Raw genomic sequence first — 15,974 nt, 5'->3', positions numbered from 1 at the left:
GTCACATGTCTGTGGACAGGTTGAAACATCACGCCTATGTGGCGGGCATGGACAGCGATCAAACTCTCGATGCGACGGGCCTGTTGTGCCCGCTTCCCGTTCTCAAGGCCCGCAAGCGGTTGCAGGCGTTGGCGTCCGGTCAGACCCTTGAGGTGATGGCCGATGATCCGGCGGCGATTGTCGACATTCCGCATTTCTGCGCGGAGGCCGGGCATGAGCTGGTGTCGAGCGATCTGGGCGGCCCGGTGCAGCACTACGTGATCCGCAAAGGATAAGGGCGCGCCTTTCGGCACGCCCCTTTGATCATTTACCCAGCGACCACCAGCCGCGTTTCTTGGGCTTGGGCGGTTCGTCCGGTGCCGCGGGTTCGGGTGCGGCTGCGGCCACTTCGACCACCGGCTCTGCCGGGGTTTCTGCGACCGGTTCCGGCACTTCGGCAACGGGTTCCGGTGTGGGTTCAGACGCAGCCTCGACGGGCGCGGCTTCCTCGGATTCTGCGGCCACTGGCTCTGCTACCTTGGGCTTTGTGCTGCGCGACCGTGTTGTCTTGGGCTTGGGCGCAGGTGCGTCCTCGACAACGTCGGCCTTCTCCTCTGCAGGTGCCGGCGTTTCTGCTGCGGGCTCTGCCTTTGCAGCGGTTTTCGATGCCGTGCTGCGCGAGGATGTCGACCGGCTGGTCGAGCGCGTCCGCGTCGGCGTCTTCTTGGGCGCTGGTGCCGCTTCGTCCTCCGCAGCCGCTTCGGTGGTGGCTGGCGCGGCATCGGCCTCCGTCGGCTCCTCCGACGCGGTGCCGTCTTCGGTCACCGTATCGTCGGCATCGTCCGCGCTGGCCTCGCCCTCGGTGCCATCCTCACCTGCGTAGGTGGAGGATTTGCTACGCGACCGGCGACGCCGGCGACGGCGACGCTTGGGCTTGGGTTCACCGTCTTCGGTCGTGGTGGTGGTCTCGGTCGCTTCGGCCTCTTCGGCATCCGCCTCGTCTTCGTCGATCTGGTCCATGATCGAGGTATCGACAGACACGACCGCTTCGGACACGGCCTTTACCACGCGGGTCGCCGTCTTGAATTTCTCGACCGAGAAATCGGGGCTGACCAGATGCGGGTCGCCTTCGACGCGCACCGACAGGCCATAGCGGGCCTCGATCTGCGCGATGTGTTCGCGCTTGTGGTTCATCAGGAAGTTGGCGATGCCCACGGGGCATTTCACGAGCACTTCGCGCGAACGGCGGCGGGTGCCTTCCTCTTCGATCTGACGGAGGATGGACAGGGCAAGGTTGTCATCCGACCGGATCAGGCCGGTGCCGTGACAGGCCGCGCAGGGCTGTGTCGTGGCCTCGATCATGCCGGGGCGCAAACGCTGGCGCGACATCTCCATCAGGCCAAAACCGGAGATGCGGCCCACTTGAATGCGGGCGCGGTCGGTCTTGAGCTTGTCCTTCATCCGCTTTTCGACGGCGGAGTTGTTCTTGCGCTCGTCCATGTCGATAAAGTCGATGACGATCAGGCCCGCGAGGTCACGCAGACGCAATTGGCGCGCCACCTCTTCGGCGGCCTCAAGGTTGGTCTTGAGCGCGGTTTCTTCGATCGATCCTTCCTTGGTCGCACGACCAGAGTTCACGTCGATGGCGACCAGCGCCTCGGTCACGCCGATCACGATGTAGCCACCGGATTTCAGCTGAACCGTCGGGTTGAACATGCCACCCAGATAGGTTTCGACCTGATAGCGCGCAAAGAGCGGCAGGCTGTCCTGGTACTGTTTCACGTTCTTGGCATGGGACGGCATGATCATTTTCATGAAGTCCTTGGCGATGCGGTAGCCGCGCTCGCCTTCGACGAACACCTCGTCGATCTCGCGGTTGTAGAGGTCGCGGATCGAACGTTTGATCAGGTCGCCCTCTTCGTAGATCTTGGCGGGCGCGATGGATTTCAGCGTCAGCTCGCGAATCTGTTCCCACAGGCGTTGCAGGTATTCATAGTCACGCTTGATCTCGGACTTGGTGCGCTGAGCACCGGCAGTCCGCACGATCAGGCCCGCGCCGGTCGGCACGTCGATCTCGTTCGCGATCTCCTTGAGTTTCTTGCGGTCGGCGGCGTTGGTGATCTTGCGGCTGATGCCGCCGCCACGGGCTGTGTTCGGCATCAGGACGCAGTAGCGCCCGGCCAGCGACAGATATGTGGTCAGGGCCGCGCCCTTGTTGCCGCGCTCTTCCTTGACGACTTGCACCAGCAGGATCTGGCGGACCTTGATGACTTCCTGGATCTTATAGCGGCGCGGGCGCGGTTTGCGCACGGGCCGGATGTCCTCGCTGTCGTCCTCGTCGGCAACGGATTCGATGCTGTCATCCTTGGATGTCGCATCCGCGGCCGCAGTGGACGTATCATCGTCATCCGCGTCCGGCTCGGCCGTGGCCTCGGTGTCGTCTGCCTCGGTCTCGGGTTCATCCGCAGACGGTGTCTCCACCGGCGTCTCGGCCACGGTTTCCATGGGCGATGCCGCTTCGTCCTCGGGCACTTCGGCGTCGAGGTCGATGGTCTCCATCCCTTCGATCTCGGTCGAGACCTTGGGATCCTCGTCCGTGGCCTTCGACGCCTTGGAGCGCGACCGGCTGCGCGACGACTTGGACTTGCTGCGGGATTTCTCTTCGGCCTCGTCACGCGCCTTTTGCGCTTCGACGTAAGCCCGTTCTTCCTCCATCAGCGCCTCGCGGTCGGCGACGGGGATCTGGTAGTAATCCGGGTGGATTTCCGAGAACGCGAGGAAGCCGTGGCGATTGCCACCATAGTCGATAAACGCCGCCTGAAGCGACGGTTCGACCCGTGTTACCTTTGCGAGATAGATGTTGCCAGCGAGCTGGCGTTTGTTTTCGGATTCAAAGTCGAATTCCTCAACCTTGTTTCCGTCCACCACCACGACGCGGGTCTCTTCCGCGTGGGTGGCATCGATAAGCATCTTTTTTGCCATGAAAGTCCATTGCACGCACGTAAGCGCCGGGCACCCGGGGGTGCCAGCGTCTTGGGTACATGTCTTGTCTGAGCGATGTGTGTCACGCCGCAGGCCTGGCCCTGAGGGCCACCTGCCGGGATCAATACTGTCCTCACGCGCGTCATCGCGGTTCTTCTCCGACACACGCGCCCCTCGGGGTGGTGTATCCATTCATAAGCTGCGCCAAACCTCGGTTTGCGTCAGCGTCTCGTGGCCGTTTCCGGCCCAATCGGTCTGTGGTAGCGCGGCGGGACTGGCCCTGAGTGACACGGTACAACAGCGAATCTCATAACGGGGCTGATGCGTTTGCGCATCGATCTGCTCCGTGTCTTTAGATAAGTGGAACTGGGGGGCATTGACAATGGGCAATCGTGATGGCCGTGCAACCTTGGGTCGAATTGCAGTGCGGGATACCCGTCACAGCTCCAGAATCAGCGGGCGGTGGTCGGACACTTCGGGTTTACCGGGCACCGAGAAGCCCGCGCCCAGCAGATCGCGGGTCACCAGCATGTAATCGGCAAAGCGCTGCGGCTTGGCGTAGAGCGTGGTGCGCGTGTCGGTGATACCGTGGTGGGCAATCAGATTGTGCAGGCCGATGCCGTGCAAGCGGTCGAAACAGGCGCTGTCCGGCAACAGGTTGAAATCTCCGCCCAGAACGCCGTTGTCGTGCGGGCCACAGAGGCTTTGGAACACTTTCACAATCCGTGCCGTTTGTGCGGCCCGCGCGGGCGTGTCGCCTTTGCCATCCGGGTCGCGCAGTCCGTGCAGGTGGCCAATGCACAGGTTTTTGCCGGTTTCCGGGTCCTCGATCCGCATCACCTGCATCGTGCGCGGGACTGGTTCTGGCCCCCAGCCGCCCGAGCGGAACGCACCGTGGATGAAGGCCTGCGCCCGGCCCGTGACCGCAAGGTCCCGGCGGACCCAGACCCCCAGCCCGTGTTCAGAAACCACCGGGTTGCTATGCGCATCTTCCAGAAATCCTCGGGTTGCCGGTGCAAACGACGCCTGATGATCGGGCAACAGGGCGGATACATCGCCAAAGACATCGGCGCGCTGATCCAGCTTGCGGTAGGCGTCGCGATAGGTCAGCCACGCGGGGCTTGGCACGGGCGCGCGCGTTACCTCTTGCAGGCACAGGACATCCGGAGCCACATAAGGAAGCCACGCGGCCAGCGCGTCCCACATCTGGCCGCCCCAGGCATTCAGGCTAACGATCTTCATTGGATGCTAGAGATAGTCGGACCGTTGCAGGCCGTATTTCGCCATCTTTTCGTTCAGCGTCCGGCGTGGCAGGCACAGTTCGTCCATCACGGATGCGATCGACCCCTTGTGACGGCGCATGGTGTTGTCGATGAGCATACGTTCGAACGCCTCGACATACTCCTTGAGCGGTTTGCCCTCGGTTGTCATGACGGGCTGCATTTCCTCGTGATCGTTCATCAAGAGCGACGCGATGGAGCCGGTGCCGCGCCGCGCCTGCAACACCGCACGTTCCGCGATGTTGATCAGCTGGCGCACATTGCCCGGCCATGGGGCCTGCAACAGCTGGGCGGCCTCCTGCGCGGACACTTTGGGCGCCTCGCAGCCGTATTCATCCGCGAACTGATCGCTGAGCCGGGTGAAGAGCGTCAGGATATCCTCGCCGCGCTGACGCAACGGGGGCACCGTGATCTTGAGCGCCGCAAGCCGGTAGAACAGATCGGGGCGGAGCGCGTCCTCGCAGGTGCGCCCGGCCTCCTGCATGTTGCAGATGCCCACGATGCGGGTTTCGGCAGGCGTGCCCTGTTCGTTGATCACCGACAAAAGCCGCGCTTGCAGCCCTTCGCTCAGCGCTTCGATATCTTCGAGCACCAGCGTGCCGCCGCGCGCCTCTTCTATGGCGGGCAGTGCGCTGTCCTCGGGCAGCATCGGGCCAAAGAGGCGCTTGGCCAGCGCGTCCTCTTCCCAGGCCGAACAGCTGACGAGCACGAATTTCTTGCCCGCCCGGCTGCCCACGGCGTGCAGCGCGTGCGCAACGAGCGTCTTGCCCGTGCCGGTTTCGCCATCGATCAGCACGTGACCGTCAGCCTGACCGAGATCAAGAATGTCCTCGCGCAGACGCTCCATCACCGGGCTTTGACCAATCAGCTTTTTCATCAACTGGCCGCCGTCTGACAGCTCGCGGCGCAGCACGCGGTTGTCCATGGTCAGACGGCGCGCGCCCGTGGCCTTTTTCGCCAGTTCCGACATACGGTCGGGGTTGAACGGTTTTTCCAGAAAATCGAACGCGCCAACGCGCATCGCCTCGACCGCCATGGGCACGTCACCGTGCCCCGTGATCATGATCACAGGCAGCGCGCTGTCATTGCCCATCAGCTTTTTGAGGAACTGCATGCCGTCCATGCCGGGCATCTTGATGTCCGAGATCACGATGCCGGGGTAGTCGGGGCCCAGTACCTTGAGCGCGTCTTCGGCGCTCGCAAAGGTTTCGGTGTCGTACCCGGACAGTGCCAGCCACTGGCTGATGGATTGGCGCATGTCCTGCTCATCGTCGACGATGGCGATCTTCATGGCTTGGGTCATTTGGGCTTACTCCGCCGCTGCGATATTTGTGTCTTTTTCCGCATCCTGTTCGAGGATGGGCAACTGCATTTCAAAAACGGCGCCGCCTGCCTGTCCGTTCCGCGCGGTCAGCCGTCCGCCCAAATCGTTGACAATGCCGGACGAGATGGCAAGCCCCAGCCCGACGCCGTCGCCGGGCTGCTTGGTGGTATAAAAGGGCTCGAACAGGCTTTCGAGGTCTTCGATACCGGGGCCGTTGTCGCGCACGGTCAGCGTCGCCGTTTCACCGGCGGACAGGATGATGTCCACCTGTGGTTCCCGTACCGATTTGGTGGCGTCGATTGCGTTGCGCAAGAGGTTGACCATCACCTGTTCGATCCGCATCCGGTCCCCCAGCACCTCAATGGGTGCAGGCGGCACGACGCGGTTGATCAGGACGCGCCGCTGGCGCAGCTGCGGCTCCATCATCGACAGGCTCGAGGCCAGCGCATCGCCCATGTTTACTGGGCTGAACGCGTCCTGCCCCTTGCGGGCATAGGATTTGAGCTGGCGGGTGATGGCGCCCATCCGCTCGATCAAGTCGTCGATGCGGCCAAAGCTGACCAGCGCCTCTTCGGGGCGGTTGCGGCGCAACAGAAGCCGCGCACCGGCGAGATAGGTTTTCATCGCCGCAAGCGGTTGGTTCAACTCGTGACTGACCGCCGCCGACATCTCGCCCAAGGCGGCCAGTTTCGAGGATTGTTCCAGCGTTTGCTCGGCCACGGCGAGGTCTTCCTGCACGCGTTTTCGTTCGGCGATTTCCCGCTGCAACTGTGCGTTCAGATGGCGAAGCTCTGCCGACTCGCGCGCAAAGAGGGCAAGGCGCAGCGCCGAGCGACGGCTGAGCGCATAAAAGGCGAGCGCCAGAAGGATCGCGAATCCCATGATTTCAAGCGCCAGGACGCCGTTCACCCGCTCGCGCACCGAGGCGTAGGTGGTAAAGGACGTCATGCGCCAGCCACGGAACGCCACCCGCGTCTCAAGCCGCATCACGCCCTCGCCCTGCAGGTACGCATCCGCCGGAAGCGCCGTCCAATCCGCCGTGGCACGGATGGCGCGTTCGATCGCGCTTTGCGGGGTTTGGCGGGCCAGCGCGTCTTCTTCGGTGCGACCGCGCCAGCGCGGTTCGGTGGCCAGAATGATCTGGCCGGAACTGTCGGTCACTAGCACCGCAGCCGAAATACCCGCCCAAGCGCGTTCGAATTTTTGCAAATCCACCTCGACCGCGATCACGCCCAGAACATCCGTCCCGGCGGTCACACGCCGGGAATAGGTAAAGGCGAAACCACCTGCCTCGCGCGGGGCAACGGTAAAGATGGTGTCGTTGGCACGCAACGCGTCGATGAAATACGGGTCCGTCCGATGGTTTGACCCCAGCCGATTGCGATCTGTGGCCGCAACCGCGCGTCCGTCCCGGTCAAGAAGGATAAGGTTCGCCGCTCCGATCTCTTCGACAAAAGAAATGAGGCGCTGCGTCGATTGCTGGTAATCCGCCGAATTCAACGCACCGATCAGCGTCGGATCGCGCGCCAGGAGTTGCGGGACAATGGCCGCCTGCCTGAGTTCGCTGAGCAGGTTGCCGGAATAGAGTGCCAGACGCAGTTCGGCCCGGTTGCGGGTGGTCTCGGTGAACCGGTCCGTCAGCAGCCTGTTGGTGAAATAGACCGTGACAACCGCAACGATTGTCAGCAACGCCAATGCCAGCCGGACACGCCAGCTGGTCGTGGTGGTCCTTGGGCCGGGTGCGCCGGGCCGGGCGTTCTGAGCGTTTGATGACAGGGCCATGGGCGGCAACTCTAGGGCGCGGGCGCGCCCGGCTCAAGTCACGCGGTTGTCAGTTGCCCCGCCACTGCGCGAAAGAGCGCCTGTCCGTCGGTGCCGCCATGGCCTGAATCCGCCGCCCGTTCCGGGTGCGGCATCATGCCGAGGACGCGCCGGTTCTCCGACAGGATGCCTGCGATGTCGCGCTGCGATCCGTTCGGGTTGTCAGTGTAGGAAAACGCGATGCGATCCTCGTCCGTCAGCGCCGCCAACGTAGCGTCATCGGCAAAGTAATTGCCGTCGTGATGCGCAATCGGGATATCGACCACGTCACCTGCGTTGTACCCTTCGGTATAAATCGATTGCGATGTCTCGACCTTGAGACCCACGGTCTTGCAGATATATTTGAGGCCCGCATTGCGCAGCAGGGCACCGGGCAGGATGCCGGTTTCGGTGAGCACCTGAAACCCGTTGCAAATGCCCAGAACATAGCCGCCACGATCGGCATGGCCCTTCACAGCGCGGCAGATCGGTGAATTGGCAGCAATCGCGCCGCAGCGCAGGTAGTCGCCAAAGGAAAACCCGCCCGGCACGCCCACGATATCCAGCCCGGCGGGCAGATCGGTGTCCTTGTGCCACACCATCTCGACCTCTGCGCCCGCGGCACGAAAGGCTACGGCAAGGTCACGATCACAGTTGGAACCCGGGAAAACGACAACCGCGGCCTTCATGACATGTCGACCCGGAAGCTTTCGATAACCGTGTTGGCGAGCAGTTTTTCACACATGGCGGTCACATCTGCCTCGGATGTGCCGTCGGCAAGGTCCAGTTCGATCACTTTGCCCTGCCGTACGCTGTTCACACCATCGAACCCAAGCGCGCCAAGCGCGTGGCGCACGGCCTCGCCCTGCGGGTCCAGTACTCCGGTCTTCAGCATCACATGCACTGTGGCTTTCATGGCGTGTCTCGTCTCTTAGTTGATGAGCGTTGGTTTGGTGATCGGGCTCGACGTCTTGGGCAGCACACCCAGACGGCGTGCCACTTCGGTATAGGCGTCGGCGAGATTGCCGAGGTCGCGGCGGAACACATCCTTGTCGAGCTTTTGGCCCGTCTCGATGTCCCAAAGGCGGCAGCTGTCGGGGCTGATCTCGTCGGCGATGATGAGGCGCATGAAGTCGCCATCGTAGACGCGGCCAATCTCGATCTTGAAGTCGACCAGACGGATGCCCACGGCCAGCATCACGCCCGAGAGGAAATCATTGACCCGCAGTGCAAGACTGAGGATGTCGTCCATGTCCTGCTGGCTGGCCCAGCCGAAGGCCGCGATATGTTCCTCGGTGACAAGCGGATCACCCAGCGCGTCGTCCTTGTAGCAATATTCGACAATTGGCCGCGGCAACTGCGTGCCCTCATCGATGCCAAGGCGCTGGCTCATGGTCCCGGCGGCATAGTTGCGCACGATCACCTCGAGCGGAACAATCTCGCAAGAACGCACGAGCTGTTCGCGCATGTTCAGCCGTTTCAGGAAATGGGTCGGCACGCCGATCTGGCCGAGGCCGGTCATGAAAAACTCGCTCAGGCGGTTGTTCAGAACACCCTTGCCTTCGATCACGTCTTTCTTCTGGGCGTTGAAGGCGGTGGCGTCATCCTTGAAGTACTGCACAATCGTGCCGGGCTCGGGACCTTCGTACAGGATCTTGGCTTTGCCTTCGTAAATCTTTTTGCGTCGCGCCATGGGCGTCCTTTCGCGTTTGGCGCCTGCTGAGTCTTGGGCACCTTGTCGCCCTCATAAGCAATCGGGTGAAATGCCGCAAGCAAAGGGGTTGCGCCCAAGCGCCCCGCCTCGCATATCTTGGACAAGACCATACTCAGGAGTTGGACCATGAGCACCTTTGACGATCGCGAAAATGCGTTTGAATCGAAATACGCCCACGATGCCGAAATGCAGTTCAAGGCAGAAGCACGCCGCAACAAGCTGCTGGGCCTGTGGGCCGCGGAGCTGATGGGAAAGTCGGGTGATGACGCCGCGGACTACGCACGCGAAGTGGTCAAGTCAGACTTTGAAGAGGCTGGCGACGAGGACGTCTATCGCAAGGTGTCCGGTGATCTGGGCACACTTGCGGACGAGGCGACAATCCGGGCCAAGATGGCTGCGCTGATGGCCGAGGCAAAAGCGCAACTGATGTCGGAAACCTAATTCTATCAATGGGCTGCATTACGCAACTCAAGTGATTTACGAACGCGCGGCACCCGGTGTCGCGCGTTTTTTAGTGGCATTGTCCGCATCCTTTCGGCCCGGATTAACAGCTTGATCACCACAGCTGTCTACCTCTTGACCCGGGTCGAGGGTGAGGAGAGTTGCGATGCCGGCATCAACATCAATCGGGGTGCGCAAACTTGCGCGGGCAGTCCTGCCCCTGTGCGTGATCAGCATCTGTGCGGTGCTGGTGGCACAGCACCTGACCGCAGAGGCACTGCGCGCCCTGCCCGACCAGATGCGCGGACTCGCACCGTGGCAATGGGCCGCTGCGTTTGGGCTGACCCTGCTGAGTTTTTCGGCGGTCGCGCAATATGATCTGCTGGCGCACAGACATCTCGGGACCGGCGTGTCCGCCCGCAATGCCCGGATTTCGGGCGCGGCAGGGATCGCCTTGGGGCAAACGCTTGGACTGGGCGTGGTCAGCGGCGCGCTGGTGCGCTGGCGGTTGCTGCCGGATCTGTCGCTGATCGAGGCTGGCAAACTCTCTGCGCTGGTCTCGGCCACGTTTGTCTTGGCCTGGGGGACCGTCACGGCCATTGCCTCCCTGCTGTTGCCCGCCCCCGCATGGACGTATTGGCCAGCACTGGCCGTAGCCCTTGGGGCACCTGTGGCGCTGATCGTTCTGTTTGTCCTGCCACGCGTTCGGATCGCCGGGCGCAGCATTGCCCTGCCCCAGTTGTCGATGGCGCTGGCCTGCATTGGTTGGGCGACAGTTGATCTGCTGATGGCGGCGGGCGCGCTCTATGTGCTGCTGCCGCAGGGCGCGATTGAGCTAGCGACCTTCCTTCCGCTGTTTTTGATCGCGCTGGGATGTGGACTGGTGTCGAACACGCCCGGCGGTGTCGGCCCGTTCGAACTGGTACTGTTGACGGCGACACCATGGGCAGATCCGACGCCATTGTTGGCAGCCATTCTCGCCTTTCGCGCGGTATACTACGCGGTCCCGGCACTGATCGCAGCGCTTGTTCTGCTGCGCCCGCTGACTGCGCGACAGGCCGACGTAGCGCCCGCACCAACGGAGATATCTCCGCGGTCCGAGGTCGGGGTGGTGGTGCAAAATGGCGGACGCTTTTCTCGCATGGGTGTCAGCACACTTGCCTTGTGGCCGACGGGCGGCAGCCTTGTCGCCTTTGCCGATCCGGTCGCGGGCAACCCGGCCGCAGGTCTGGATCACCTGAACATCGCCGCGCGGCAGGCCGGGCTGCGCGCGTGTCTGTACAAGTGCGGGCCCCGGATGGCGCACGCCGCCCGCCTCAACGGCTGGCAGGTGTTGCATATTGCGGACGAGGCCGTCCTGCCCCTGCCCGATTACACGACAAACACACCCGCGCGTCGGACCTTGCGGCGCAAATTGCGCACGGCGGCAAAATCCGGCCTTGTCCTGCGGCAGGGCGAGCCATTGCCTCTGGCCGCGATGGCGCGGGTCGATGCAGAGTGGCAAGTCATGAAGAAGGGCGCGCGTGGTGGCAGCGTGGGGCGATTTTGTCCCGACTACGTGGCGCGGCAATGGGTCGGATGTGCCTATCGCGCCGGGCGGTTGGTTGCCTTTGTCACCGCGCACAGGGCGAATGATGAGTGGTGCCTCGATATCATGCGCCACAGTGTCGACGCGCCGGATGGGACAATGCACGCCCTTGTGGACGCTGCCATTCGCGCGGCGCGCAAGAACGGAGCGGCCCGGTTCAGCCTTGCCGCCACGCCCGCCTGCCCTGAGCCCGCAAGCGCCATTTGGCGCTGGGCCGCGTTGCACGTGTCCACACGATGCGGCGGCCCCGGTTTGCGGCAGTTCAAATCCAGTTTTGTCCCCATCTGGGTGCCGCGCTACGCGGCAGCACGCAGTCGCCTTGGGTTGGCTCTCGGGCTCTTGGACATCGCCCAGAGCATTCGGATACCATCGCCAATCGAGGAACGGGATACAAGCGCACCTCATGATCTAGATGAATATTATGAAGTGGCCTCAAATCGAGCCGCGTGACACACGTAATCCATCACGTGCGCGCGAAGGGTTTTCCATGACAGATGCATTCACACGGCTATTGGGCGAAAAAGGCACATTGCTGGCCGACGGTGCGACGGGTACCAACCTCTTTGCCATGGGCCTGATGTCAGGCGACGCACCGGAACTCTGGAACGAGAGCGAGCCACAGAACATCACCGCACTCTACAAGGGGGCGGTGGATGCGGGCAGCGACATCTTCTTGACCAACTCGTTCGGGGCAAACGCATCGCGGTTGAAACTGCACGATGCCGGACACCGCGCCTTTGAGTTGTCGAAAATTGCCGCGGAACTGGGACGCGAGGTTGCAGATCGCGCCGGACGTACCGTTGTGGTGGCCGGATCGGTCGGCCCGACCGGTGAGATCATGGAACCCGTCGGCGCGCTGACCCATGCCGATGCCGTCGAGATGTTTCACGAAACGGCGGCAGGCCTCAAGGCTGGTGGCGCCGATATCGGATGGCTCGAGACGATCTCTGCACCCGAAGAATTTGCCGCTGCTGCCGAAGGGTTCGCATTGGCGGGCCTGCCTTGGGTCGGCACCATGAGTTTCGACACCGCCGGGCGCACAATGATGGGTGTGACCAGCACGGACATGGCCAAAATGGTCGATGCCCTGCCCGATGGCCCTCTGGCCTTTGGGGCCAATTGCGGCACCGGCGCGTCGGATCTGTTGCGCACGGTTTTGGGTTTTGCGGCCGCCGGGTCGGACAAGCCGCTGATCGCCAAAGGCAATGCAGGCATTCCGAAATACCACGACGGCCACATCCACTATGACGGCACACCGGACCTGATGGCAGACTACGCCGTGCTGGCACGGGACTGCGGGGCGTCGATCATCGGTGGGTGCTGTGGCACGACGCCAGACCACCTGCGCGCCATGCGCGCCGCGCTGGATACGCGGCCAACGGGTGCCGCGCCGACACTGGACGCGATTGTGGACGCGCTTGGTCCATTTTCATCGGCCCATGACGGCACCGGAGACGACATGCCGCCAGCGCGCAAACGCCGTGGCGGCCGACGCGCCGCCTAAAAGAGGCTCAACTGGTCAGTCGGCGCGCGTGGCGGTTGAAAGAGATCCGTCCGCATCGCAGGCGCCGTTTCCTTCAATCCCAATCGTTTGATCGCAACCTTGAACCGATGCGCGATAATTTCAGCATATGGCCCCTCGCCCCGCATGCGCCGCCCCCAGCGGGCGTCATAGTCGCGCCCGCCATGCATTTCGCGCAGGCGCGCCATCACGCGCCCAGCCCGATCCGGATAGTGCAGCTCGAGCCATTCGCGCCAGAGCGGCGATACCTCTTGCGGCAGACGCAACATGATCCAACTGGCCGTACGCGCGCCTGCCGCCTTGCCCGCCTCGAGAATAGTCTCAAGTTCCGGATCGGTGAGCGCGGGCACCATGGGCGAGGCCATGATGCGGACCGGGATGCCCGCCTTGCTCAGCCGCTCGATGATCGTAAGCCGGCGCGCCGGACCGGGCGCGCGCGGCTCCATCCGCCGGGACAGTGCTGCATCCAGCGTGGTCACGGAAATGCCTACCCGCACCAGGCCACGGCGCGCCATCCTGCTGAGGATATCCACATCCCGCTCGATCAACGCGCCCTTGGTGACGATGGCGACCGGATGACCGCACGCCTCAAGCACCTCAAGGCACGCGCGCATGATCTGGTGGGTCTTTTCAATCGGCTGATAGGGATCCGTATTGGTGCCAATTGCCAGCGGCGCCACCTTGTAGGCCTTGCGCCCCAGTTCGGTCCGAAGCAGCTTCGGAGCGTTGGGCCGCGCGACAAGCCGCGTTTCGAAGTCCAATCCCGGCGACAGTCCCAGATAGGCGTGGCTTGGCCGGGCAAAACAGTAGACGCATCCGTGTTCGCAGCCCCTGTACGGGTTGATCGACCTGTCAAAAGGCAGATCAGGCGACCGGTTGTACGTGATGATGCTGCGCGGCTGTTCAATGCTGACCTCGGTACGCAAGGTCGGCACGTCCTCTTCGATGTCCCAGCCATCCGCTTCGGCATGGCGGCTGAGCCTGTCATAGCGGCTGACCGCGTTGGTCACCGCCCCACGCCCCTTGGGGCATGTCGTTTGCAAATCGGGTTTCATGATCTGAAAATAGAACAATCCGAGAACATACGCCAGAAAAAGCTGGCAAAACAGACCGAATGGCCGAGCAAATGTGACGGCCCGCGTCGCGCAAGGCGCGGGCCATGTCGCAATTCGGACAGTCTGGTTGCGACATTCTGAACCATAAGCGAAGTGTAGGCACCGGGCTGTCATGCCCGATTTACGAGGAATGCCCATGTCTGACGAAGATGAAATCATCCTGTCCGAGCTCGACGACGAAGAGCTGGTGCAACAGATGTTCGACGACCTTTACGACGGTCTCAAGGAAGAGATCGAAGAAGGCGTGAACATCCTGCTGGAACGCAAGTGGGAGCCGTACGACATCCTGACCAAGGCGCTCGTGGGTGGCATGACGATCGTGGGCGCGGATTTCCGCGACGGAATCCTCTTCGTGCCCGAAGTGCTTCTGGCCGCCAACGCAATGAAGGGCGGCATGGCCATCCTCAAACCGTTGCTGGCCGAAACCGGCGCGCCGCGCGTGGGCAAGATGGTGATCGGCACCGTCAAGGGCGACATCCACGACATCGGCAAGAACCTCGTCGGCATGATGATGGAAGGTGCAGGTTTCGAAGTGGTCGACCTGGGCATCAACAACCCGGTTGAAAACTACCTCGGTGCAATCGAATCCGAAGGGCCCGACATCCTTGGCATGTCCGCTCTGCTGACCACGACGATGCCCTATATGAAAGTCGTGATCGACACGATGGTCGAACAGGGCATCCGCGATGATTATATCGTCCTTGTCGGCGGTGCGCCGCTGAACGAAGAGTTCGGGAAGGCCATCGGTGCCGACGCCTATTGCCGCGATGCGGCCGTGGCCGTGGAAACCGCCAAGGAATTCATGGCGCGCAAACACAACCAGATGGCGGCAGGGTAACTCCTCTGTCGCCTACCCCGATGGGAGGACGACATGCTGCTTGAAACGCCGGGATGCACATTTGGTGATGTCCACCACCATTTCGTGCTCCCCGATGCCTATGGTGTCCCCCACGATCTGAACGATCATCTCGGCGGACGGGGCGTATTGCTGGCCTTCATCTGCAATCACTGTCCTTACGTGATCGCGATTGCCGACCGGCTGGCCGAGGATGCCAAGCGGTTGATGGACGCAGGCGTCGGTGTCCTCGCCATCAATTCCAATGACTATCGCACCTATCCCGCGGACGCCCCGGATCGCATGCCGGAATTTGCTGAAAGACACGGGTTTACATTCCCTTACCTGGTCGATGCAGACCAAGAGGTGGCCAAAAAATTCGGTGCGGTCTGTACCCCTGATTTCTTTGGTTTCAACGCCGACGGCCTCCTGCAATATCGCGGGCGGTTGGATGACGCGGGCATGCGTGACGCGCGTGAGCGCAAACCGGAACTGCTGGAGGCGATGCGCCAGATCGCCAAAACTGGCACTGGCCCGCAAGGCCAAACACCCAGCATGGGCTGTTCAATCAAATGGCTCTGACTGACGCCAGCCTCTCCGAAGACGGCCTTGCCGTGACGGGTGCACAGGGGCGCATTCTCCTGATCGCCTGCGGGGCACTGGCCCGCGAGATCCTCGATCTCAAAGCCGCCAACGGCTGGACCCACCTTGACCTGACCTGCCTACCCGCCAAGCTTCACCTTTACCCTGACAAGATCACCGCATCCGTGACCGAAGCCGTGGCCAAACACCGCGATGCGTACGAGGACATCTTTGTCGTCTACGCCGATTGCGGCACGGGCGGATTGCTGCAAACTGCATGCCAGGAGATGGGCGTGCAGATGGTAGCAGGCCCGCACTGTTACAGCTTTTTCGAGGGAAATGAACGGTTTGCGCAACAAAGCGAAAGCGAAATCACCACCTTCTACCTGACCGACTTTCTCGTTCGGCAATTCGAGGCGTTCATCCTGAAACCGATGGGTTTGGACCGGCACCCGGAACTGCGTGACATGTACTTTGGCAACTACGAAAAACTCGTCTACCAAGCCCAAACCGATGATCCGCTACTGACAGAGAAAGCGCGCGCAGCAGCCGATACTCTGGGCCTCGCTTTTGAACGTCGGTTCACAGGGTACGGCGACCTCGAAACGACTTTGGAACGTTTGTAGTCCTCCTTTCGCCAAAAACTACCTTTGGCAAAGCATGTACGATGGGCAAAGCCCATGCCGTGGCGGTGAAGTATCCGCATGCGCCACAGGACATCTGAACGGACCGTACAGCGCCCGAGCTTAATGGTTGCTCCGCCCTGGACGCCCTTGCCAAAACACCGAAAAGACGGCGGCCATTGCAGACGG

General features: G+C 62.3%; 15 protein-coding genes. 7 read left to right on the top strand and 8 right to left on the bottom strand.

What is annotated here, in order from left to right:
* Window positions 1–5 precede the first annotated feature (5 nt).
* A complete protein-coding gene (locus tag Q0949_RS16530) occupies window positions 6–275 on the top strand; it encodes a sulfurtransferase TusA family protein (protein WP_299374744.1) in 270 nt (89 codons plus the stop codon).
* Between the two features lie 28 nt (window positions 276–303).
* Here Q0949_RS16530 and Q0949_RS16525 read toward each other — a convergent pair whose 3' ends face one another.
* From Q0949_RS16525 to purC, 7 genes are all read right to left on the bottom strand, one after another.
* Window positions 304–2,961, bottom strand: coding sequence for a ribonuclease E/G (locus Q0949_RS16525; protein ID WP_299374742.1), 2,658 nt, complete (start codon window positions 2,959–2,961; stop codon window positions 304–306).
* Between the two features lie 438 nt (window positions 2,962–3,399).
* Window positions 3,400–4,203, bottom strand: coding sequence for an endonuclease/exonuclease/phosphatase family protein (locus Q0949_RS16520; RefSeq protein ID WP_299374739.1), 804 nt, complete (start codon window positions 4,201–4,203; stop codon window positions 3,400–3,402).
* A 6-nt stretch (window positions 4,204–4,209) separates the two neighbouring features.
* Window positions 4,210–5,544 carry a sigma-54 dependent transcriptional regulator gene (locus tag Q0949_RS16515; RefSeq protein WP_299374736.1) on the bottom strand — a complete coding sequence of 445 codons (1,335 nt, stop codon included), beginning with the start codon at window positions 5,542–5,544 and terminating at the stop codon, window positions 4,210–4,212.
* 6 nt (window positions 5,545–5,550) lie between these two features.
* Window positions 5,551–7,347 (bottom strand): ATP-binding protein, encoded by a 1,797-nt coding sequence (locus tag Q0949_RS16510; protein ID WP_299374733.1) that lies wholly within the window; start codon window positions 7,345–7,347, stop codon window positions 5,551–5,553.
* Between the two features lie 38 nt (window positions 7,348–7,385).
* Window positions 7,386–8,054 (bottom strand): phosphoribosylformylglycinamidine synthase subunit PurQ, encoded by a 669-nt coding sequence (purQ, locus tag Q0949_RS16505; protein ID WP_299374730.1) that lies wholly within the window; start codon window positions 8,052–8,054, stop codon window positions 7,386–7,388.
* Window positions 8,051–8,281, bottom strand: a complete 231-nt coding sequence (purS, locus tag Q0949_RS16500) for a phosphoribosylformylglycinamidine synthase subunit PurS (protein WP_299374727.1) — start codon at window positions 8,279–8,281, stop codon at window positions 8,051–8,053. Before purS ends, purQ begins: the two co-directional genes overlap by 4 nt.
* Window positions 8,282–8,296: 15 nt before the next feature.
* Entirely contained in the window at window positions 8,297–9,058 is a 762-nt protein-coding gene (gene purC / locus Q0949_RS16495) for a phosphoribosylaminoimidazolesuccinocarboxamide synthase (protein ID WP_299374724.1), read from the bottom strand.
* A gap of 147 nt (window positions 9,059–9,205) precedes the next feature.
* Between purC and Q0949_RS16490 the strand changes: the two genes are divergently transcribed.
* The 3 genes from Q0949_RS16490 (at window position 9,206) to bmt (ending at window position 12,612) form a co-directional block, all read left to right on the top strand.
* Window positions 9,206–9,520: a DUF1476 domain-containing protein gene (locus Q0949_RS16490; RefSeq protein ID WP_299374721.1), complete on the top strand. Its 315-nt coding sequence runs from the start codon at window positions 9,206–9,208 to the stop codon at window positions 9,518–9,520.
* 166 nt (window positions 9,521–9,686) lie between these two features.
* The gene (locus tag Q0949_RS16485) at window positions 9,687–11,558 is read left to right on the top strand and encodes a phosphatidylglycerol lysyltransferase domain-containing protein (protein ID WP_299374718.1); all 1,872 of its coding nucleotides are present in this window, start codon (window positions 9,687–9,689) and stop codon (window positions 11,556–11,558) included.
* A gap of 37 nt (window positions 11,559–11,595) precedes the next feature.
* Window positions 11,596–12,612, top strand: a complete 1,017-nt coding sequence (gene bmt, locus Q0949_RS16480) for a betaine--homocysteine S-methyltransferase (RefSeq protein ID WP_299374715.1) — start codon at window positions 11,596–11,598, stop codon at window positions 12,610–12,612.
* On the opposite strand, the gene Q0949_RS16475 is transcribed toward bmt, so the two are convergent.
* Window positions 12,609–13,685, bottom strand: a complete 1,077-nt coding sequence (locus Q0949_RS16475) for a PA0069 family radical SAM protein (RefSeq protein WP_299374712.1) — start codon at window positions 13,683–13,685, stop codon at window positions 12,609–12,611. The genes bmt and Q0949_RS16475 overlap by 4 nt on opposite strands.
* Window positions 13,686–13,881: 196 nt before the next feature.
* Here Q0949_RS16475 and Q0949_RS16470 point away from each other — a divergent pair, with 196 nt between their 5' ends.
* The 3 genes from Q0949_RS16470 to Q0949_RS16460 are packed head-to-tail and all read left to right on the top strand — an operon-like array spanning window position 13,882 to window position 15,788.
* Entirely contained in the window at window positions 13,882–14,583 is a 702-nt protein-coding gene (locus Q0949_RS16470; protein WP_299374709.1) for a B12-binding domain-containing protein, read from the top strand.
* A gap of 33 nt (window positions 14,584–14,616) precedes the next feature.
* Window positions 14,617–15,162: a thioredoxin family protein gene (locus Q0949_RS16465; protein WP_299374706.1), complete on the top strand. Its 546-nt coding sequence runs from the start codon at window positions 14,617–14,619 to the stop codon at window positions 15,160–15,162.
* Entirely contained in the window at window positions 15,153–15,788 is a 636-nt protein-coding gene (locus Q0949_RS16460) for a DUF1638 domain-containing protein (protein ID WP_299374703.1), read from the top strand. The genes Q0949_RS16465 and Q0949_RS16460 overlap by 10 nt, the downstream gene beginning before the upstream one ends.
* Window positions 15,789–15,974: the final 186 nt, after the last annotated feature.

Source organism: uncultured Tateyamaria sp., from assembly GCF_947487805.1.
GTDB lineage: Bacteria > Pseudomonadota > Alphaproteobacteria > Rhodobacterales > Rhodobacteraceae > Tateyamaria.
The sequence above is the reverse complement of the archived record's forward strand: the minus strand, read 5'-3'. Positions and strand labels throughout refer to the sequence as shown.

What these genes read in the sequence shown, in the direction of transcription:
- Q0949_RS16530 (WP_299374744.1), top strand. Translation starts at nt 6, where the DNA reads ATGTCTGTGGACAGGTTGAAACATCACGCCTATGTGGCGGGCATGGAC.
- Q0949_RS16525 (WP_299374742.1), bottom strand. Translation starts at nt 2,961, where the DNA reads ATGGCAAAAAAGATGCTTATCGATGCCACCCACGCGGAAGAGACCCGC.
- Q0949_RS16520 (WP_299374739.1), bottom strand. Translation starts at nt 4,203, where the DNA reads ATGAAGATCGTTAGCCTGAATGCCTGGGGCGGCCAGATGTGGGACGCG.
- Q0949_RS16515 (WP_299374736.1), bottom strand. Translation starts at nt 5,544, where the DNA reads ATGACCCAAGCCATGAAGATCGCCATCGTCGACGATGAGCAGGACATG.
- Q0949_RS16510 (WP_299374733.1), bottom strand. Translation starts at nt 7,347, where the DNA reads ATGGCCCTGTCATCAAACGCTCAGAACGCCCGGCCCGGCGCACCCGGC.
- purQ (WP_299374730.1), bottom strand. Translation starts at nt 8,054, where the DNA reads ATGAAGGCCGCGGTTGTCGTTTTCCCGGGTTCCAACTGTGATCGTGAC.
- purS (WP_299374727.1), bottom strand. Translation starts at nt 8,281, where the DNA reads ATGAAAGCCACAGTGCATGTGATGCTGAAGACCGGAGTACTGGACCCG.
- purC (WP_299374724.1), bottom strand. Translation starts at nt 9,058, where the DNA reads ATGGCGCGACGCAAAAAGATTTACGAAGGCAAAGCCAAGATCCTGTAC.
- Q0949_RS16490 (WP_299374721.1), top strand. Translation starts at nt 9,206, where the DNA reads ATGAGCACCTTTGACGATCGCGAAAATGCGTTTGAATCGAAATACGCC.
- Q0949_RS16485 (WP_299374718.1), top strand. Translation starts at nt 9,687, where the DNA reads ATGCCGGCATCAACATCAATCGGGGTGCGCAAACTTGCGCGGGCAGTC.
- bmt (WP_299374715.1), top strand. Translation starts at nt 11,596, where the DNA reads ATGACAGATGCATTCACACGGCTATTGGGCGAAAAAGGCACATTGCTG.
- Q0949_RS16475 (WP_299374712.1), bottom strand. Translation starts at nt 13,685, where the DNA reads ATGAAACCCGATTTGCAAACGACATGCCCCAAGGGGCGTGGGGCGGTG.
- Q0949_RS16470 (WP_299374709.1), top strand. Translation starts at nt 13,882, where the DNA reads ATGTCTGACGAAGATGAAATCATCCTGTCCGAGCTCGACGACGAAGAG.
- Q0949_RS16465 (WP_299374706.1), top strand. Translation starts at nt 14,617, where the DNA reads ATGCTGCTTGAAACGCCGGGATGCACATTTGGTGATGTCCACCACCAT.
- Q0949_RS16460 (WP_299374703.1), top strand. Translation starts at nt 15,153, where the DNA reads ATGGCTCTGACTGACGCCAGCCTCTCCGAAGACGGCCTTGCCGTGACG.